The organism is Pseudomonas sp. GW821-FHT02C04 (genome assembly GCF_059421845.1).
On record NZ_JBWKVT010000005.1, the window covers coordinates 65,687 to 83,578 of the forward strand.

Sequence of the window (17,892 nt, forward strand, 5' to 3'; positions counted from 1 at the left end):
TCACTTTTTGATTTTGTATGAAAGCGTTGCATCCGTTTGGGAGCTAGCGGGCTCTGTGGTCATAATGGCGGGCTCGGTTTTGCTCGGAGATGAAGAATTGTTAACTGGACGATGGGTGGTTTTCGTGATTCTTCTCGGTGTTTTGTCCGGCTGCAGCTCCGGCGACTCGATGGAGAGCTTCGGCGGCCCGACCATGGGCAGCACGTATTCGATCAAGTACGTGCGCCGGGCCAATCTGCCTGCACCTCAGGATGTTCGCGTCGAAGTCGAGAAGATCCTCGCCGACGTTGATCAGCAGATGTCGACCTATCGCGCGGACTCCGATATTTCGCGCTTCAACGCATTGCCCGCCGATCGCTGTCAGACCATGCCGGCGCCGATCCTCGAATTGGTCAGGGTTGGTGAGCAGCTGTCGCAACAAAGCGAAGGTTCCTACGACCTGACGGTGGAGCCACTGCTCAATCTCTGGGGATTCGGTCCGCAGGGGCGTGAAGAAAAGGTGCCGAGCGAGGCGGCGCTGGCTGAAGTGCAGAAACGGGTGGGCTACCGGCATCTGCGTGTCGATGGCGACCAGTTATGCAAGGACGCGGCGGTCGAAGTCGATTTCAACAGCATCGCTGCCGGGTATGCGGTCGACACCATTGCCGCGCGACTCGACGCCTTGGGCATTCATGATTACCTCGCCGAGGCCACGGGCGAGCTCAAGGCGTCCGGCAAGAAACTCGATGGCTCGCCATGGCGCATCGCGTTGGAAGAACCCCGTGACGATCAGCAGGTGGCGGAGCGCGTTCTCAACGTTGATGGTTATGGCCTTTCCACGTCCGGCGACTACCGCAACTATTTTCAGCAGGATGGCCGGCGCTATTCCCACACCTTCGATGCCCGCACCGGGGCGCCGGTCCTGCACGATCTAGCGTCAGTCACGGTAATTCATCCTTCAGCATTGATGGCCGATGGACTATCGACACTGTTGCTGATTCTCGGGCCGGAAAGGGCCTGGGACTATGCCGAAAAACACGATATTGGTGCATTCTTTGTGATTCGTGCCGATACAGGTTTCGTCACCCGCACCAGTCAGGCTTTCGAGCGGCTCAGTGGCGCAAAAGTTGACTGAAGACAGTACGAAAACTGGCGTTGTAGTGCAGGCAAAAGTAGCCTACGACGCGACCAAGGGTTAATGTGCGCGGCGTTGACGCTTCTATAGACTGTGTCCGGGTTTTCTACTGGCCCCCAATTGTTCCTTCGCGCCGCCGTTCGGCGTGATTTAGCCGCCGGTGCTGCTGGCACCGCGGCCTGTTCTGAGGAGTACGCATGGCTGTCTACAACTACGACGTGGTGGTATTGGGTTCCGGCCCGGCGGGAGAAGGCGCGGCAATGAACGCCGCCAAAGCAGGGCGCAAGGTGGCGATGGTCGACAGCCGTCGCCAGGTCGGCGGTAACTGCACCCACCTGGGTACCATCCCGTCCAAGGCCTTGCGTCACTCGGTGCGGCAGATCATGCAGTTCAACACCAACCCGATGTTCCGTGCGATCGGTGAGCCGCGCTGGTTCTCCTTCCCGGACGTGTTGAAAAGCGCCGAGAAAGTCATCTCCAAACAAGTCGCTTCGCGTACCGGCTACTACGCCCGTAACCGCGTCGACGTGTTCTTCGGCACCGGCAGCTTCGCCGACGAGCAGACCATCGAAGTGGTCTGCGCCAACGGTGTGGTCGAGAAACTGGTGGCCAAGCACATCATCATCGCCACCGGTTCGCGCCCTTATCGCCCGGCGGACATCGATTTCCACCACCCGCGTATCTACGATAGCGACACCATCCTCAGCCTCGGCCACACCCCGCGCAAACTGATCGTTTACGGCGCTGGCGTGATCGGCTGTGAATACGCTTCGATCTTCAGCGGTCTGGGTGTACTGGTCGAGCTGGTGGACAACCGTGGTCAGTTGCTGAGCTTCCTCGACTCGGAAATTTCCCAGGCGTTGAGCTACCACTTCAGCAACAACAACATCACCGTGCGCCACAACGAAGACTACGACCGCGTCGAAGGCGTGGACAACGGCGTGATCCTGCACCTGAAGTCCGGCAAGAAGATCAAGGCCGATGCCTTGCTCTGGTGCAACGGCCGGACCGGCAACACCGATCAGTTGGGTCTGGAAAACATCGGCGTCAAGGTCAACAGTCGTGGCCAGATCGAAGTGGATGAGGCCTACCGCACCTGTGTGCCGAACATCTACGGTGCCGGTGACGTGATCGGCTGGCCGAGCCTGGCCAGTGCCGCCCACGACCAGGGTCGCTCGGCGGCCGGCAGCATCGTCGACAATGGCAGCTGGCGCTTCGTGAATGACGTGCCGACCGGCATCTACACCATTCCGGAGATCAGCTCGATCGGCAAGAACGAGCAGGAACTGACCCAGGCCAAAGTGCCGTACGAAGTGGGCAAGGCGTTCTTCAAGAGCATGGCGCGTGCGCAGATCGCCGGCGAGCCGCAAGGCATGCTGAAGATCCTGTTCCACCGTGAAACCCTGGAAGTGCTGGGCGTTCACTGCTTCGGTTATCAGGCGTCGGAGATCGTGCACATCGGTCAGGCGATCATGAACCAGCCGGGTGAGCTGAATACTCTGAAGTACTTCGTCAACACCACGTTCAACTACCCGACCATGGCCGAAGCCTATCGGGTAGCGGCGTACGACGGCCTCAACCGGCTTTTTTGACGGGCTCCGGCCGGTGGCCTGAGCCGGCCGGGGAGACCGATTTCAGCTATTCCCAAGGGTGGCAGTGGCCAAACCGGGAAAGTCTGTAATCAGGCTGTCAACGCCGAAGTCGGCGAGTCTGCGCATCAGCGCAGGCTCGTTGACGGTCCACACCGACACGTGCAGCCCCTGACGCTGCGCCTTCTGCAGGCGTTCCGGCGTACACAGCGTCCAGTTCAACGCGAGAATCTCGCAGCCATAACTCTGAGCGACCTTCAACGGGTCGAGCCAGGCGTATTCGGCCACCAGACCGCGCGATACGTCGGGCACCAGATCCAGCGCAGCCTTCAATACTTCCCTTGAACTCGAGGTGATCGTCACCTTGTCGAGCAGTCCGTGCCTGACCGCCATTTCGCGAATGGCCAGCACGGTGGTCGCGGCGCGGGTGCGCGAAGCGCTTTTGACTTCGAGCTGCCAGTGATCGAAATTACATTGCTCGAACAGTGTTTCCAGCGTCGGAATCGGGCACGGCTTGATCCAGCCCGGGCCACCCTTGCGGGCGTCGTAGGTCACCAGGTCGGCGGCGGAGTGCTCGACCACCTTGCCACGGCGCTCGGTGGTGCGCTTGAGGGTCGGGTCGTGGATAACCATCAACTCGCCGTCCTTGGACAGGTGCAGGTCCAGTTCGCAACGGCGAACGCCGTGCTTGAGACATTCCTGAAAGCTGGTCAGGGTGTTTTCCGGTGCTTCGCCCTTGGCGCCGCGGTGGCCGTAGATAAGGGTCACGGTTCTTCCTTAATTAAATGCCTGATTCGTTCTGTTCGCGGGCCAGACGTCGTTCCTGAGCCTGCTTTTGCAAGATATAGCGGGCGAGCAACTGGCGCTGGGCATCGGTCAAGTGTTCGAACTCGGTGCCGATGTCGTAGCCTTCGCCCTTGCGGTCGCAATGGGTCACCCGGGCGCGCAGCAACAGGCCTAGCGCCTGGGGCATGAGCACCAGTTTGACCGACAGGTGGGCGCCGGTGGCGATCGGGGTCGGGTACTGAAAGTCGATGCCGCCCTCGGAGATGATCACTGGCTGCGGCTCGCCGATGTGGCCGAGCACGGTCAGGGCGACCACCTGGCTGAGCAGGTCGATGCGTTTGTTCTGGGATTTCAGGAACGCGGCGATGGCGCGGTCACGTTCACTGATCTGGCGCAGCAGGTGCTGCGACTCAAATTCGCTCAGGTGCAGTTCGCTGAGCAGATTGAACAGCGGGGAAGCATCCTGCAACACTTCCTGGCCTGCGGCTTCGGGAGCGGACAGGGGCCTAATTTCCAGTGCGATCGTGTCCTCGATACGGTAGTATTCGCGGCGATCTTCTTCATCTAATGTCGACATGGCGAACCCATGGTAGCGGCGGTGGTCTGAGTGTAAAGCTGGTTATCGACCCCCGCCACAAGGACGTTCCTTTTCCCTCCGAACAAGCCCCGACATGTTCAGACCTCTCTTCGTATTTATCGGCACGCGTTATACCCGTGCAAAGCGTCGCAATCATTTTGTGTCATTCATTTCCCTGACTTCGATGATCGGGCTCGCCCTTGGCGTGGTCGTGATGATCGTGGTGTTGTCGGTGATGAACGGCTTCGATCATGAGATGCGCACCCGCGTGCTGGGCATGGTGCCCCACGCGACCATCGAGTCCGGTGAAGCCATCAGCGACTGGCCGAGCCTGGCCGCCAAGGTCAAGCAGAATCCGCAGGTGGCGGCCGTCGCGCCGTTCACCCAGATGCAGGGGCTGCTGACCAATAACGGCCAGGTGTCCAAGGTGTTGCTCAATGCCATTGACCCGGCGCTGGAACGCAACGTCTCGATCATCGACAACTTCATGAAGCAGGGCAAACTCGACGACTTGACGCCGGGCAGCTTCGGCATCGTGATCGGCGACAAGGCCGCGACCAAGCTCGGCGTGGGCATCGGTGACAAGGTCACCTTCGTCGCGCCGGAGGTCAGCGTGACGCCGGCCGGGATGTTCCCGCGCATGAAGCGCTTCACCGTGGTCGGCATCTTCCATGTCGGCGCCGGTGAGCTGGACGGTTACCTGGGCGTGACCAACCTGCAGGATCTGGCGAAGATGCACCGCTGGAAGCCTGATCAGGTGCAGGGCCTGCGTCTGAAGTTCGACGACCTGTTCCAGGCACCGCGTGAAGCGTGGAACATCGCCCAACGCCTCGGCGAAGACCATTACTACGCCCGCGACTGGACCCGCACCCACGGCAATCTGTATCAGGCGATCCGCATGGAAAAAGCCATGATCGGCCTGCTGTTGCTGCTGATCGTCGCGGTTGCCGCGTTCAACATCATTTCCACGCTGGTGATGGTGGTGAACGACAAGAAGGGTGACATCGCCATTCTGCGCACATTGGGCGCTACGCCGGGCACGATCATGCGCACGTTCATGGTGCAAGGCACGGTGATCGGCGTGGTCGGTACGGCCATTGGCGCCGTGGTCGGGATCTTTGCCGCGCTCAACGTCAGCGCAGCGATTTCGGCCCTCGAAGGCGTGATAGGGCATAAATTCCTCAACGCCGACGTGTATTTCATCGATTACCTGCCGTCGCAGGTGCAGAGCCAGGATGTGATCATGGTCTGCGCCGCTGCGTTGGTCCTGAGTTTCCTCGCCACCCTGTATCCAGCCTGGCGTGCCGCGCGCACCCAGCCGGCGGAGGCGCTACGTTATGAGTGAGTCGGGCATGAGTGAAAAAGCAATCTTGAGCTGCCGCAACCTGGGCAAATCCTACGAGGAAGGCCCGGAATCGGTAGAAGTGCTGGCCGGCCTGCAACTGGAGTTGCACCCGGGCGAGCGTGTAGCGATTGTCGGTACCTCGGGTTCGGGCAAAAGTACCTTGCTCAACCTGCTGGGCGGTCTCGACACGCCGACCAAGGGCAGCGTCTGGCTCGACGGCGAAGAACTCTCGGCTCTCAGCGAGAAGAAGCGCGGCCTGCTGCGTAACCGTTCGTTGGGCTTCGTCTACCAGTTCCACCACTTGCTGCCGGAATTCACCGCGCTGGAGAACGTCTGCATGCCGCTGCTGATCGGCAAGACGCCGATCCCGGAAGCACGCCAGCGCGCCACCGCGTTGCTGGAGCGAGTCGGTCTGGGCCATCGTCTGGAGCACAAACCAGCCGAACTGTCCGGCGGTGAGCGTCAGCGTGTGGCGATTGCCCGTGCACTGGTCAACAAGCCTGGCCTGGTGATGCTCGACGAGCCGACCGGCAACCTCGACTCCCACACCGCCCAAGGCATCCAGGACTTGATGCTGGAACTCAGCACGTCGATGCGCACGGCGTTCCTGGTAGTGACTCACGACATGAACCTGGCTCGCCAGATGGACCGCGTCCTGCATCTGCAGGAAGGTTGCCTGACCCCTATCTGACGGCTTGAAACCCGATGCCTGAAAAGGCGTCGGGTCTTTTATTTTTATACGGTGCCCCAGCGAATGTTCAGACCGTTATCGATCTTTATCGGCACGCGCTATACCCGCGCCAAGCGCCGCAATCGCTTTGTTTCGTTCATTTCGATGACCTCGATGATCGGCCTCGCCCTCGGCGTGCTGGCGATGATCGTGGTGTTGTCGGTGATGAACGGCTTCCAGCGCGAAATGAGCTCGCGCATCCTCGGCATGGTGCCCCACGCGACTATCGTCGGCGTCAAGCCGATCGATGACTGGCAACCGGTGGCCGCCGCCGCCCTGAAGAATCCCGAAGTGACCGCCGCCGTGCCGTTCACTGAAATGGAAGGCATGCTGTCCTACAAGGGCATGATGCAGCCGATCCAGATCAGCGGCGTCGACCCGGCCCAGGAAGGCAAGGTGTCGATCGTTGCGCAGCACATCGTGCAGGGCCGTCTCGACGCCTTGAAACCGGGCGAGTTCGGTGTGGTGCTGGGTGAAATCACCGCCCGACGCTTCCGCCTGAACGTCGGCGACAAGATCACCCTGATCGTGCCGGAAGTCAGTACCGCACCGGGCGGCATCACCCCGCGCATGCAGCGTCTGAATGTGGTGGGTGTGTTCAAGGTCGGCGCCGAGCTGGACGGTTCCATGGGCCTGATCCACGTGGCCGATGCCGCGCAGATGCAGCACTGGGAGCCGAATCAGGTACAGAGCGTGCGCCTGGCGGTGAAAGACCTGTACGCCGCGCCGAAGGTTTCTTCGGACATCGCCACTGGTCTCGGCGCCGACTTCAAGGCTGACGACTGGACCCATACCCAGGGCAGCCTGTTCAGTGCGATGAAGATGGAAAAAACCATGATCGGCCTGTTGCTGCTGATGATCGTCGCGGTGGCGGCGTTCAACATCATCGCGACCCTGATCATGGTGGTGAACGACAAGGGCGCGGACATCGCGATCCTGCGCACCATCGGCGCCACGCCACGGCAGATCATGGCGATCTTCATGGTGCAGGGCACGGTGATCGGGATTGTCGGCACCATCATTGGTGGTGTGCTCGGCGTGATTGCCGCGCTGAACGTCAGTGAGATGGTGGGCTGGATCGAACGAGTGTCCGGGCAGCACATCTTCAGTTCCGACGTGTACTTCGTCAGCAACCTGCCATCGGAATTGCAGGGTGGCGACGTGCTGCTGATCTGCTCGGCGGGCTTTATCCTCAGCTTCCTGGCCACGGTTTACCCGGCCTGGCGAGCGGCGAAGATCGAACCCGCGCACGCGTTGCGTTATTCGTAAGTTCCCCCATTGAGGCCGGCATTGCCGGCCTCAATCGTTTTTCGGCAACTCAATCACAAACCGCGTCCACCCTTGTTCCGATTCGCAATGAATCTGCCCGCCATGGGCCCGGATGATCGACTGAGTAATCGCCAGCCCCAGCCCCGCATGCTCCGAGCTGCCTTCCTGGCGCGCCGGGTCCGCCCGGTAGAAGCGGTCAAACAAGCGCGGCAACAATTCCGAAGAAATGCCTTCGCCACTGTTTTCCACAGTCATCCTCAAGGACTTCGCCTGCTCGGCCACCCGCACGCGTACTTCGCCGGCCGCCGGTGTGAAGCGCAACGCGTTATCCAGCAGATTCGACAGGGCTCGGCGCAACATCGCGCGATCACCCTCGAACCGCCCCTGACCATCACGACTCAGGTTGACCTGAGCGTCTTCAGCCAGCGGTGCGAAAAACTCCAGCAGCGCATCGGCTTCTTCCGCGAGATTCAGCGGTTCCCGCTTGGGAACCAGCAGCCCATGGTCAGCCTTGGCCAGATAAAGCATGTCGTTGACCAGTTGCGCCATCCATTGCAGCTCTTCGAGGTTGCTGTGCAGGGCCTCGCGATAATCCTCGAGTGGGCGAGGGCGGGTGAGGGTGACCTGCGTGTGGGTCAGCAGGTTCGACAATGGGGTGCGCAGTTCATGGGCGATGTCGGCGGAGAACGCCGAGAGACGCTGAAAGGAGTCGTCGAGGCGTCCGAGCATGGCGTTGAAGCTGTGGGCCAATTCCGTGAGTTCCGCAGGCATCTGCGCTTCAGGCAGTCGGGCATTGAGCGATTGCGCCGAAATTCCGCGCGCGACGGCACTCATGCGGCGCAGTGGACGCAATCCGCTGCGCGCTGCCCAGGCGCCGAGCAGTGCGGTCGCCAGTGCCGAAAGACCGACGGTCAGCCAGATCAGATGCTGCATGCGTTGCAGAAAGTGCTGGTGGTGGGTGATGTCCAGCAGCAGGGTCAACTGTGGCGAGTCGGGTTGTTCCGGCTGGAGCGGGGCGTTGAGCAGGCGATAGTCCGTGCCGTTGTCGTTGATGGTGGCCAGGCCGGGCTGCTGCGGCAGGTTCGCCGGCATTTGCAAGGATCGGCCGAACCAGCGCGGTCCCTCGGGGCCGCTGATACGTAGCGAGACATCGCCCTGTTGGCTCAATTCAGCGGTGATATGCGCGGCGTCACCATCACCCAGCAGTGTCTGACGCACATTGATCAGTTTGCCTTCAAGCAGTTGCTGATCGAGCTCGATGAAATGCGCCTCACTGGCCCGATTGAAAACCACGCCCGCCACCAGCGAAACCGTCGCGGTACACGCGGCGAAGAGCAACGCCAGCCGACTGCCGAGTGACAGGCGGCGCATCAGTCGGCACGCTCTTCAAGGACATAACCCATGCCACGCACGGTGTGAATCAGCTTGTTGGGGAAGTCGTCATCGATCTTCAGGCGCAGCCGACGAATCGCCACTTCGATCACGTTGGTGTCGCTGTCGAAATTCATGTCCCAGACCTGGGAGGCGATCAGGGATTTGGGCAGCACCTCACCCTGGCGGCGCAGGAGCATTTCCAGCAGCGCGAACTCTTTTGCGGTGAGGTCGATGCGCTGACCGCTGCGCTCGACGCGGCGGCGAATCAGGTCAAGACGCAGGTCGGCCAGTTGCAGGCAGGTTTCCTGCGGAGTGGCGCTGCCGCGTCGCAACAGGCTGCGCACCCGGGCCAGCAGTTCGGAGAAGGCGAACGGCTTGACCAGATAGTCGTCGGCGCCGAGTTCCAGGCCATGAACCCGGTCTTCCACGGTGTCTTTGGCGGTCAGAAACAGGATCGGGGTTTCGAGCCCGGCACTGCGCACCGCTTGCAGAATCTGCCAGCCGTTGCGACCGGGCAGCATCACGTCGAGGATCAACAAGGCATAGTCACCGCTCAAGGCCAGTTGCTGTCCGGTGGTGCCGTCGGCCACCAGCTCGGTGTTGAAGCCGGCCTCGGTCAGGCCCTGGCGTAGGTAGTGGCCGGTTTTCGGTTGGTCTTCGACGATCAGCAGTTTCATGGGCTGTGGAGCTCAAATAGACAGAACAAGGGCGTTATACCGTGGGCGGTGGTTATGCAGACCAACCTGACAAAGTTGTAATCTCCCTGTCAGGTAGCTGCCAGCGCAGGCCGGCTAAAGTTTCCCACAGGTTGAACCTTATCTTGTTGGAGTATGACTATGTTTTTGCGCAACCCTCTGGCCGTCGCCGCCTGTCTGCTGGCGTTGAGCTCATCCGTCTGGGCCGACCCTGCGCACACCTATGACTTCGGCCAACCCGCCCCGGCCGCCAAGGCCAGCCGCAGCATTGAAGTGGTGATGGGCGACATGACGTTTGATCCGAAGGCCATCGAGATCAAGGCCGGTGAGACCATTCGCTTTGTCTTGGTGAATAAAGGTCAGTTGTTGCACGAATTCAACCTCGGCGACGCGGCAATGCATGCCAAGCACCAGCAGGAAATGTTGCAGATGCAACAAAGCGGCATGCTCACGCCGACCGGTATGAAGGAAATGTCCCACGACATGGCGGGCATGGATCATGCCTCGATGGGGCACGTCATGAAGCATGACGACCCCAACAGCGTCCTGGTCGAACCGGGTAAAACCGCCGAGTTGACCTGGACCTTCAGCAAAGCCGTGAACCTGGAGTTCGCCTGCAACATTCCCGGGCATTACCAGGCCGGAATGGTCGGCAAACTGACTGTCAGTCAGTAAGCACTCAAAGGCGGGAGCAAAGGCTGATAGAATCCGCTGATTCTTCAGTCAGGTTTCCGCCATGCATCCCGCAGCCGAACATTCGCCGCTGGGCAAGTCCAGCGAATACATCGCCACTTACACTCCGTCTCTGCTGTTTCCGATCCCGCGCACCGCGAAGTGGGCCGAGCTGGGCCTGACCGCCGAGACCCTGCCGTATAAAGGCGTGGATTTCTGGAACTGCTTCGAACTGTCGTGGTTGCTGCCATCGGGCAAACCGGTGGTGGCGATCGGCGAATTCAGCATTCCGGCGGACTCGCCGAACATCATCGAATCCAAGTCGTTCAAGCTCTATCTGAACTCGTTGAACCAGACGCCGTTCGCCGACGTCGCGAGCCTGGAAGCGACGCTGATCAAGGACTTGTCCGCCGCTGCCGGCAAGCCGGTGGGCGTGCGGGTTCGCAGCCTGAAAGAGGTCGAGGCCGAAGGCGTGGTCGCGCTGCCGGGCGTGTGCATTGACGATCTGGATATCAGCGTCAGCAACTACGAACATCCGCGTCCTGAGCTGCTGCGTTGCGATGATTCGCGGGTGGTGGAGGAGAGCGTGCACAGCCATCTGCTCAAGTCCAATTGCCCGGTGACCAGCCAGCCGGACTGGGGCAGCGTAGTCGTGGAGTACCGGGGTGCAGCGCTGGATCACGCCAGCCTGCTGGAATACATCGTCAGCTTCCGTCAGCACTCGGACTTCCACGAGCAATGCGTTGAGCGGATTTTCCTCGACCTGCAGCGTTTGTTGAAGCCGGAAAAGCTGACGGTGTTCGCACGTTACGTGCGCCGGGGCGGGCTGGATATCAATCCGTACCGCAGCACTGAAAGCGTACAGTTGCCGAACCATCGTCTGGTTCGTCAGTAACCTGCAAAGCGGACATGAAAAAGCCCTGCCATTGCTGGCAGGGCTTTTTGCATTTCAGGGGAGGGCGATCAGATGCCCATGCTGCCCAGCGCATTGACGATATTGCGCAGGGTGCCCGCAATAGCAGGGTGTTCGAGCTCGAAGCGATCAACTGCCAGATTCACGCCATCGGCGATGCTGGCGTCCTGCGTCGCGCTCTCCAGTTTGATTTGGGATTCGATCTGCGCCATAAGCTCACGAAGATGTTCGCGCTCTTCTTCTGTAAGCGGCGGATTCTGATCCAGTTGCTCGCGCAGGGTGTTGAGCTGTTCTTGCAGTTCGCGGGCGGGCATGGTGTTTTCCTTTTATCGAGAGGCACTGGCATAGACCGCAGTCGTGCGCCAAAGGTCTATGGCTCTCCTTAAGACTAATCCACTCTCGATGAACCTGCATGATCCCGGTCAGGGCTTCTCGCCTTTGAGGCGGCGCAGGCTGATGTCCGCCAGGCAGGTATCGAGATCGCCCAGGTTATCGATCACCGAGTGCACGCCCAGACCGAACAGTTGCACAGTGGCCTTGCCGCGCAGTTGTTCGCGTTCTTTCTGACTGAGGGCTTGCCATTCGCTCGGGGCCAGGCCGCAGAGTGAGCCGCAGGACGCAAGGCCAATGGTCCACAGCCCGGCATTCAAGCCTGATTGCAGCAAGTGCGGCTCGCCGCTGACCAGCACACAGCCATCCAGGCGATCGACATTCAACGCCATCAAGGCTTGCCAGCAGGCATTCGGTGCCGGCCATGGATTGTTTGTTGCGGGATGTTGCGAGGGTTTGATCCAGCCCGGCAATCCGGATGCCAGCACCTGAGTGAGAGCAGGGGGCAAGTCATCGAGCCAGGCGCAGGGGATCAGTTGGCGCTGCAGGCTGCGCAGGCTGTCGAGCGCGCCCGGCGTGGCGTCGGCGTGCTCTGTGCCGGGGCTGGCGTGGTGACGGGCGCGGGCGCCGAAGTCCACCAGGCAACCGCTGAGCCCGAACAGCACGGCCGTCAGGTTTGGGGCGGACAGGGGCAAGGCTTCGGCTTGAGGCATGGAAAACGTCCCTGAAATAGAAGTCAGGCTAAGCATCGCCGGTGACAGTTGGATGACAAGCGCGTGACGAACCGTCCTACAGAGGTGTTCAAGCCGGAAATGCCTAAAACCTTGTTTCCGTCTTATACTGCACCTCTTATAACCGTGGCCCGCTTGCCGCGTATGTACAATCCAAGGAGTTTTCTATGCGCTGGAGCAACCCTCTCGCTCAGCTTTGTGTATGTGCCAGCGTGATGCTGGTTCCGTTCGCCGCGCACGCCGCAACGGAAGAAGACCCTTGGGAAAGCGTCAACCGTCCGATTTTCCAGTTCAACGATTTCGTCGATACCTACGCGCTGAAACCTCTGGCGCAGGGCTACGATTATGTAACGCCGCAATTCCTGGAAGACGGCATCCACAACATGTTCCGCAACGTCGGTGATATCACCAACCTGGCGAACAACATTCTGCAGGCCAAGCCAGCCGCTGCCGGTGTCGACACCGCGCGCCTGATCTTCAACACCACCTTCGGCCTGCTCGGCTTCTTCGACGTCGGCACCAAGATGGGCCTGCATCGCAGCGACGAAGACTTCGGCCAGACCCTCGGCTACTGGGGCGTCAGCAGCGGTCCTTACGTGATGCTGCCGTTGCTGGGCCCGAGCACTCTGCGTGACGCGCCGTCCAAGTACGTCGACACCTACACCGCACCGTACCGCTACATGAACGACATCCCGGCGCGTAACACCATCTACGGCCTGAACATCGTCGACACCCGCGCCAGCCTGCTGTCCAGCGAGAAGCTGATCAGCGGCGACAAGTACACCTTCATCCGCAATGCCTACCTGCAGAACCGCGAGTTCAAGGTCAAGGACGGTCACGTCGAAGACGATTTCTGATCTCGATTGATCGACATGAAGGGGCGACCGCGAGGTCGCCTTTTTTGTGGGCGCGTCCAATGATTGGGTTACGGTTGAAGCTGTTCTTATAACTGCGAGTGATTTGACAAACAAAGTCTCCAAGCGACCATCGGCGCATGCTTGAAACGCCTCTCGGATGGGAGTACCGTCTGCGCCTTAGAAGGGCACCTCTGGTGCAACCGTGTACAGGGCAAACGCTCTGAAACGGTGCAGCAGAGAGGCTAGAAAGCGAATCCAGTAGTCTGCGCCGGGCCGTTGCCCCGCCTGCTACGCCAACCTAATTCTGGCGCCGTTTGCCCACATGCCAAAAACCAGTGCCACGCTGCTGATAATCGATGATGACGAAGTAGTGCGCGCGAGCCTCGCGGCCTATTTGGAAGACAGTGGTTTCAGCGTCTTGCAGGCCAGTAACGGCCAGCAGGGTCTTCAGGTATTCGAGCAAGACAAGCCCGACTTGGTCATCTGCGATCTGCGCATGCCGCAGATGGGCGGTCTCGAACTCATCCGTCAGGTCACCGAGCGGTCACCACAGACTCCTGTGATCGTGGTTTCGGGTGCCGGCGTGATGAACGATGCGGTCGAGGCCCTGCGCCTGGGCGCGGCGGATTACCTGATCAAGCCTCTCGAAGATCTGGCCGTGCTCGAGCACTCCGTGCGCCGGGCCCTGGATCGTGCGCGCCTGCTGCTGGAGAACCAGCGCTACCGCGAGAAGCTGGAAAAGGCCAACCGTGAGCTCGAAGCCAGCCTGAACCTGCTCCAGGAAGACCAGAATGCCGGTCGCCAGGTGCAGATGAACATGCTGCCGGTCAGCCCGTGGACCATCGACGAATTCAAGTTCGCCCACCAGATCATTCCGTCGCTGTACCTGTCGGGTGATTTTGTCGACTATTTCCGGGTGGACGAGCGTCGGGTCGCGTTCTATCTGGCGGATGTTTCGGGTCATGGCGCCTCTTCGGCGTTCGTCACCGTCCTGCTGAAGTTCATGACCACGCGCCTGCTGTTCGAGTCCAAGCGCAACGGCACCTTGCCGGAATTCAAGCCTTCGGAAGTCCTTGGTCATATCAACCGGGGGCTGATCAGTTGTAAGCTGGGTAAACACGTCACAATGGTCGGTGGAGTCATCGACGAGGAGACCGGTTTGTTGACCTATAGCATCGGCGGCCATCTGCCGTTGCCTGTGTTGTACACGCCTGACAGTGTTCGCTACCTCGAGGGGCGCGGTCTGCCCGTGGGGCTTTTCAATGAAGCCACCTACGAAGATCACGTGCTCGAGCTGCCACCGACGTTCAGCCTGACGCTGATGTCTGATGGCATTCTGGATCTTTTGCCAGAACCCACACTCAAAGAGAAAGAAGCTGCCTTGCCCCAACGGGTCAAGTCGGCGGGCGGCAGCCTGGATGGCCTGCGGCAGGTTTTTGGATTGGCCACGCTAGGGGAGATGCCGGATGATATCGCCTTGTTGGTGTTGAGCAGGAATCTTTAATGAGTACCGGTAGAATCCAGTTCGCCGAGCAGGATGGCACCTTCGTCCTGAAGTTCGTCGGTGAAGTTCGCCTGACCCTGTGTTCGGCGTTGGATGCGACTATTGAGAAGATCTTCACCGCGTTGAATTTCAATGCGATCGTGATCGATCTGACCGAAACCCGCAGCATCGACAGCACCACGCTGGGCCTGCTGGCCAAGCTGTCGATCCTGTCGCGGCAGAAGGTCGGCCTGCTGCCGACCGTGGTCACCACCCACGACGACATCACCCGTCTGCTGCAATCGATGGGTTTCGAGCAGGTGTTCAATATCGTCAACCATCCCGTGCCTTGCCCGGAATGCCTCGATGACCTGCCGGATCAGGATCAGTCGGAGGAAGTCGTGCGGATCAAGGTGCTGGAAGCGCACAAGATCCTCATGGGCCTGAACGACTCCAATCGCGAAGCCTTCCATGATCTGGTGAATGCCCTCGAAAGGCATTGATTCACCCGCCATCAGGCACAAAAAAAGGGCGAACCTGTGAGGGTTCGCCCTTTTTGCGTTTGCCGTCAGCCGATTACAGCTTGGCTTGCAGCAACGCCTCGAGTTTTTCCTGGTCGCGGGCAAACTGACGAATGCCTTCCGCCAGTTTCTCGGTGGCCATCGCGTCTTCGTTGGACAACCAGCGGAATTGCGATTCGTTGAGGCTCAGGCGTGCTTCGCCGGCGTGACCCGGGGCCAGTTTGCGCTCCAGTTTGCCAGTGTCTGCCGCCAGCTTGTCGATCAGGTCCGGGCTGATGGTCAGGCGGTCGCAGCCAGCCAGTTGCTCGATCTGATTGAGGTTGCGGAAGCTCGCACCCATGACCACGGTCTTGTAGTCATTGGCCTTGTAGTAGTTGTAGATGCGCGTGACGGACTGTACGCCCGGATCATCGGCGCCGGTGTAGTCGTTGCCGTTGGCCTTCTTGTACCAGTCGTAGATGCGGCCCACGAACGGCGAAATCAGGAACACGCCGGCATCGGCGCACGCAGCGGCCTGAGCGAAGGAGAACAGCAGGGTCAGGTTGGTCTGGATGCCTTCCTTCTCCAGCACTTCGGCGGCGCGGATGCCTTCCCAGGTCGAAGCGATCTTGATCAGTACGCGGTCACGGCCGATGCCGGCCTTGTCGTACAGCTCGATCAGACGGTGCGCACGCTTGAGCATCGCGTCCTTGTCGAACGACAGACGTGCATCCACTTCAGTGGAAATGCGGCCCGGAATCACTTTGAGGATTTCCTGACCCACCGCGACGCCAAAGCGGTCGCTGGCCAGGCCGACATCGCCCTTGCAGTCGCGAACAGCGGCGTTCAGCAGCTCGGCATAGGCCGGAATGGCCGCGGCCTTGAGGAGCAGGGAAGGGTTGGTGGTGGCGTCGACCGGTTTGACCCGGGCAATCGCTTCGAAGTCGCCGGTGTCGGCAACCACGGTGGTGAATTGTTTGAGTTGTTCCAGCTTGGAAGTCATGAGCGTGCTCTGTCCTATGGGTCTGACGACATTACCCGAGCGCTGACGGCCACTCAAGGGCATGTGGATGTATCGATTGCCCCGTGGGCAACAACCTGAAAACGGCTGTTTGAATGATCGGGGCGCGATGTCGATAAATACGATGCCAAAACCGGCCACAGGTTCAAGGCATCTGACCGTCAGTACTCTGTGGGCCAGCTGATTACATAGGATTGAGCTCGGCTTTAACCGCGACTTCCGCAGGTTTCGGCTGGCCGTCGGCGTTCAGCATGCCGAAGTTCCTTTCCCGGTCATTACTGCCCGACGCGGTGTCTTTCCATTCGTAAATCGACGTCAGCGGGATATTGAGCTTTTTCATATCGGTGACGAACGCGCCGATTTTGCTGGCCTGTCCCGCATTCCCGCCATTGGAGGCGAGTGACGACACGCCCCATTCACTGATGACGCCTGGCAGGTGGAATTTCTGCTGGATGAACGTCTGCGCGTTGCTGATCTGTGTCGTGGTCATGCCGTACGGGTGATAGGAAATCGCGCTCAGGCATTTGGGGTAGGCACTGACGATGCTGTTCAGTGCCGCCGTTGATGCAGAGCTGTCGCTCGGTGGCCGGGCGAAGCCGAAGCCGATAAGGGGTGTCGACGGTGGATTTCCCTGCAGCGTTTTACACACGGCGCTCATGAAAGGCGCGAACGTCGTGCTGAAATTGCCGGTTGGCCAGTAGGTGTCCAGATCCGGCTCATTCCATATCTCGATGGCGACCAGTTGCGGGCCGTACGCTTTCTCCAGGCTCGTCACCGCGTGGGCGAACGTCTCACCGGCCGAGGTGAAATCGCGGTTGTTGCCGGGGGCAGAGGTCAGCGCCTGGGTCGAACGTACGGTCAGCAGCACCGGCAGGCCGGCTGCCCGGGCGGTCGCAAAGGCATCGTTGACCTGTTTTTGATAGCTGGGGTCACCCAGGCTGTCCGTCCAGACACCAAAACGCACGAAACCCAGGCCGGCCGCTTTGATCTTTGCAGCGTCGGTGGGGGAGAAAGTCTGGATTTTGACCTGCACGCCAATGGTCTTGTTGGCGGGCAGTTCAGGGAACAGTTCAGTGGCGTGAACCTGGTGGGTGACACCGAGCACCGACAGGGTCAGGGCGGCAAGCCGTTTGAGGTGTGTTGATTTCATTTCTGTGTTCCTTGTTAGAAATGACACTGGCCATTGGTTATCACATCGCACGTTTTTAGAGCGTCGCAACGGTACAAAGTGCACCGATGTTATTTTTTGTCGGAAAACTTCGGCCGTGAAAATACCCTGAAAATCACAGTTATTTTTAGTCCGGTAATTCTGGTTGGGTGACTTTTAGACCCCGTGGTACTTAATGCACCGGTACTAACAGGCGAATCTATTTCCGAATGCAGGAAAGTCCGGTGGGTTCATTTAAATCCACGCGGCATGTTGGCCGATTGACATTACACGGGAATGTAAACCTTGTTCAGAAAGATCCTTGTCGTCTGCGTGGGCAATATTTGCCGAAGTCCGACAGCTGAACTGTTGCTGCGTAACGCGCTGGCGCCCTCGACGATCACGGTCACCTCCGCAGGCCTGTCTGCACGGGTTGGCGAGTCCATGGAGAGAACGGCCCGCCAGGTGCTGGAAGACCGTGGACAGAGCGCCGAAGGGTTCAAGGCGCGGCAACTGACAGCAGACATCGTCAATGAATCAGACCTGATTCTGGTCATGGAAAAAGAACATGTAAAACAAGTACTGAAGATTGCCTCTCACGCCAGAGGCAAAGTGTTTCTTCTCGGCAAGTGGCAGAACGAGCGAGAAATACAGGATCCGTATCGTCAAGGGCAGGCCGCTTTTATTCATGCCCATGCATTGATTGAAGATGCTGTTGGCTCATGGGCACAGCGCCTCGGGCATTGATGAATATTCTTC

General features: G+C 59.8%; 19 protein-coding genes. 11 read left to right on the top strand and 8 right to left on the bottom strand.

Annotation, left to right across the window (positions count from 1 at the left end):
- Window positions 1-64: 64 nt before the first annotated feature.
- Entirely contained in the window at window positions 65-1,114 is a 1,050-nt protein-coding gene (locus AC07VV_RS18895) for an FAD:protein FMN transferase (protein ID WP_495037333.1), read from the top strand.
- 197 nt (window positions 1,115-1,311) lie between these two features.
- Window positions 1,312-2,706 (top strand): Si-specific NAD(P)(+) transhydrogenase, encoded by a 1,395-nt coding sequence (gene sthA / locus AC07VV_RS18900; protein ID WP_007984277.1) that lies wholly within the window; start codon window positions 1,312-1,314, stop codon window positions 2,704-2,706.
- A 42-nt stretch (window positions 2,707-2,748) separates the two neighbouring features.
- On the opposite strand, the gene AC07VV_RS18905 is transcribed toward sthA, so the two are convergent.
- Complete coding sequence (locus AC07VV_RS18905; RefSeq protein ID WP_495037095.1) at window positions 2,749-3,471, bottom strand: glycerophosphodiester phosphodiesterase; 723 nt, start codon at window positions 3,469-3,471, stop codon at window positions 2,749-2,751.
- A gap of 13 nt (window positions 3,472-3,484) precedes the next feature.
- Window positions 3,485-4,066: a PilZ domain-containing protein gene (locus AC07VV_RS18910; protein ID WP_038362242.1), complete on the bottom strand. Its 582-nt coding sequence runs from the start codon at window positions 4,064-4,066 to the stop codon at window positions 3,485-3,487.
- A 94-nt stretch (window positions 4,067-4,160) separates the two neighbouring features.
- On the opposite strand from AC07VV_RS18910, the gene AC07VV_RS18915 reads away from it, so the two are divergent.
- The 3 genes from AC07VV_RS18915 to AC07VV_RS18925 all read left to right on the top strand — a co-directional run bounded on the left by AC07VV_RS18915 (window position 4,161) and on the right by AC07VV_RS18925 (window position 7,410).
- Window positions 4,161-5,411, top strand: a complete 1,251-nt coding sequence (locus AC07VV_RS18915) for a lipoprotein-releasing ABC transporter permease subunit (protein WP_273540932.1) — start codon at window positions 4,161-4,163, stop codon at window positions 5,409-5,411.
- A 7-nt stretch (window positions 5,412-5,418) separates the two neighbouring features.
- Entirely contained in the window at window positions 5,419-6,102 is a 684-nt protein-coding gene (gene lolD, locus AC07VV_RS18920) for a lipoprotein-releasing ABC transporter ATP-binding protein LolD (RefSeq protein WP_169844077.1), read from the top strand.
- 63 nt (window positions 6,103-6,165) lie between these two features.
- The gene (locus tag AC07VV_RS18925; protein ID WP_495037096.1) at window positions 6,166-7,410 is read left to right on the top strand and encodes a lipoprotein-releasing ABC transporter permease subunit; all 1,245 of its coding nucleotides are present in this window, start codon (window positions 6,166-6,168) and stop codon (window positions 7,408-7,410) included.
- Window positions 7,411-7,440: 30 nt separating this feature from the next.
- On the opposite strand, the gene AC07VV_RS18930 is transcribed toward AC07VV_RS18925, so the two are convergent.
- Both AC07VV_RS18930 and AC07VV_RS18935 read right to left on the bottom strand, forming a co-directional pair.
- Complete coding sequence (locus AC07VV_RS18930; RefSeq protein WP_495037097.1) at window positions 7,441-8,781, bottom strand: heavy metal sensor histidine kinase; 1,341 nt, start codon at window positions 8,779-8,781, stop codon at window positions 7,441-7,443.
- Complete coding sequence (locus tag AC07VV_RS18935; protein ID WP_495037098.1) at window positions 8,781-9,461, bottom strand: heavy metal response regulator transcription factor; 681 nt, start codon at window positions 9,459-9,461, stop codon at window positions 8,781-8,783. The genes AC07VV_RS18930 and AC07VV_RS18935 overlap by 1 nt, the downstream gene beginning before the upstream one ends.
- Window positions 9,462-9,620: 159 nt before the next feature.
- Between AC07VV_RS18935 and copI the strand changes: the two genes are divergently transcribed.
- A complete protein-coding gene (gene copI / locus AC07VV_RS18940) occupies window positions 9,621-10,154 on the top strand; it encodes a copper-resistant cuproprotein CopI (protein WP_096822075.1) in 534 nt (177 codons plus the stop codon).
- 61 nt (window positions 10,155-10,215) lie between these two features.
- Window positions 10,216-11,046: an NADPH-dependent 7-cyano-7-deazaguanine reductase QueF gene (gene queF / locus AC07VV_RS18945; protein WP_495037099.1), complete on the top strand. Its 831-nt coding sequence runs from the start codon at window positions 10,216-10,218 to the stop codon at window positions 11,044-11,046.
- Window positions 11,047-11,114: 68 nt separating this feature from the next.
- Here queF and AC07VV_RS18950 read toward each other — a convergent pair whose 3' ends face one another.
- Both AC07VV_RS18950 and pcrP read right to left on the bottom strand, forming a co-directional pair.
- Window positions 11,115-11,378, bottom strand: a complete 264-nt coding sequence (locus tag AC07VV_RS18950; RefSeq protein ID WP_096822073.1) for a DUF4404 family protein — start codon at window positions 11,376-11,378, stop codon at window positions 11,115-11,117.
- A 108-nt stretch (window positions 11,379-11,486) separates the two neighbouring features.
- Window positions 11,487-12,107 carry an HAD superfamily inactivated hydrolase PcrP gene (gene pcrP, locus AC07VV_RS18955; RefSeq protein WP_495037100.1) on the bottom strand — a complete coding sequence of 207 codons (621 nt, stop codon included), beginning with the start codon at window positions 12,105-12,107 and terminating at the stop codon, window positions 11,487-11,489.
- Window positions 12,108-12,292: 185 nt separating this feature from the next.
- On the opposite strand from pcrP, the gene AC07VV_RS18960 reads away from it, so the two are divergent.
- The 3 genes from AC07VV_RS18960 (at window position 12,293) to rssC (ending at window position 14,968) form a co-directional block, all read left to right on the top strand.
- Window positions 12,293-12,982: an MlaA family lipoprotein gene (locus AC07VV_RS18960; RefSeq protein ID WP_495037101.1), complete on the top strand. Its 690-nt coding sequence runs from the start codon at window positions 12,293-12,295 to the stop codon at window positions 12,980-12,982.
- Window positions 12,983-13,304: 322 nt separating this feature from the next.
- Entirely contained in the window at window positions 13,305-14,486 is a 1,182-nt protein-coding gene (gene rssB / locus AC07VV_RS18965) for a two-component system response regulator RssB (RefSeq protein ID WP_096822070.1), read from the top strand.
- The gene (gene rssC / locus AC07VV_RS18970; protein ID WP_042560140.1) at window positions 14,486-14,968 is read left to right on the top strand and encodes an anti-sigma factor antagonist RssC; all 483 of its coding nucleotides are present in this window, start codon (window positions 14,486-14,488) and stop codon (window positions 14,966-14,968) included. Before rssB ends, rssC begins: the two co-directional genes overlap by 1 nt.
- Window positions 14,969-15,041: 73 nt before the next feature.
- On the opposite strand, the gene tal is transcribed toward rssC, so the two are convergent.
- Window positions 15,042-15,968 (bottom strand): transaldolase, encoded by a 927-nt coding sequence (tal, locus tag AC07VV_RS18975; protein ID WP_096822069.1) that lies wholly within the window; start codon window positions 15,966-15,968, stop codon window positions 15,042-15,044.
- A gap of 202 nt (window positions 15,969-16,170) precedes the next feature.
- Window positions 16,171-17,136 (bottom strand): cellulase family glycosylhydrolase, encoded by a 966-nt coding sequence (locus AC07VV_RS18980; protein ID WP_495037102.1) that lies wholly within the window; start codon window positions 17,134-17,136, stop codon window positions 16,171-16,173.
- A gap of 303 nt (window positions 17,137-17,439) precedes the next feature.
- Between AC07VV_RS18980 and AC07VV_RS18985 the strand changes: the two genes are divergently transcribed.
- Complete coding sequence (locus tag AC07VV_RS18985; protein ID WP_096822067.1) at window positions 17,440-17,880, top strand: low molecular weight protein-tyrosine-phosphatase; 441 nt, start codon at window positions 17,440-17,442, stop codon at window positions 17,878-17,880.
- Window positions 17,881-17,892 lie beyond the last annotated feature (12 nt).

Bases quoted from the DNA above. Each gene is read 5' to 3' on its own strand.
- AC07VV_RS18895 (WP_495037333.1), top strand. From the start codon at position 65: ATGGCGGGCTCGGTTTTGCTCGGAGATGAAGAATTGTTAACTGGACGA.
- copI (WP_096822075.1), top strand. From the start codon at position 9,621: ATGTTTTTGCGCAACCCTCTGGCCGTCGCCGCCTGTCTGCTGGCGTTG.
- sthA (WP_007984277.1), top strand. From the start codon at position 1,312: ATGGCTGTCTACAACTACGACGTGGTGGTATTGGGTTCCGGCCCGGCG.
- pcrP (WP_495037100.1), bottom strand. From the start codon at position 12,107: ATGCCTCAAGCCGAAGCCTTGCCCCTGTCCGCCCCAAACCTGACGGCC.
- AC07VV_RS18915 (WP_273540932.1), top strand. From the start codon at position 4,161: ATGTTCAGACCTCTCTTCGTATTTATCGGCACGCGTTATACCCGTGCA.
- rssB (WP_096822070.1), top strand. From the start codon at position 13,305: ATGCCAAAAACCAGTGCCACGCTGCTGATAATCGATGATGACGAAGTA.
- AC07VV_RS18960 (WP_495037101.1), top strand. From the start codon at position 12,293: ATGCGCTGGAGCAACCCTCTCGCTCAGCTTTGTGTATGTGCCAGCGTG.
- tal (WP_096822069.1), bottom strand. From the start codon at position 15,968: ATGACTTCCAAGCTGGAACAACTCAAACAATTCACCACCGTGGTTGCC.
- AC07VV_RS18925 (WP_495037096.1), top strand. From the start codon at position 6,166: ATGTTCAGACCGTTATCGATCTTTATCGGCACGCGCTATACCCGCGCC.
- rssC (WP_042560140.1), top strand. From the start codon at position 14,486: ATGAGTACCGGTAGAATCCAGTTCGCCGAGCAGGATGGCACCTTCGTC.
- AC07VV_RS18950 (WP_096822073.1), bottom strand. From the start codon at position 11,378: ATGCCCGCCCGCGAACTGCAAGAACAGCTCAACACCCTGCGCGAGCAA.
- queF (WP_495037099.1), top strand. From the start codon at position 10,216: ATGCATCCCGCAGCCGAACATTCGCCGCTGGGCAAGTCCAGCGAATAC.
- lolD (WP_169844077.1), top strand. From the start codon at position 5,419: ATGAGTGAAAAAGCAATCTTGAGCTGCCGCAACCTGGGCAAATCCTAC.
- AC07VV_RS18935 (WP_495037098.1), bottom strand. From the start codon at position 9,461: ATGAAACTGCTGATCGTCGAAGACCAACCGAAAACCGGCCACTACCTA.
- AC07VV_RS18980 (WP_495037102.1), bottom strand. From the start codon at position 17,136: ATGAAATCAACACACCTCAAACGGCTTGCCGCCCTGACCCTGTCGGTG.
- AC07VV_RS18910 (WP_038362242.1), bottom strand. From the start codon at position 4,066: ATGTCGACATTAGATGAAGAAGATCGCCGCGAATACTACCGTATCGAG.
- AC07VV_RS18930 (WP_495037097.1), bottom strand. From the start codon at position 8,781: ATGCGCCGCCTGTCACTCGGCAGTCGGCTGGCGTTGCTCTTCGCCGCG.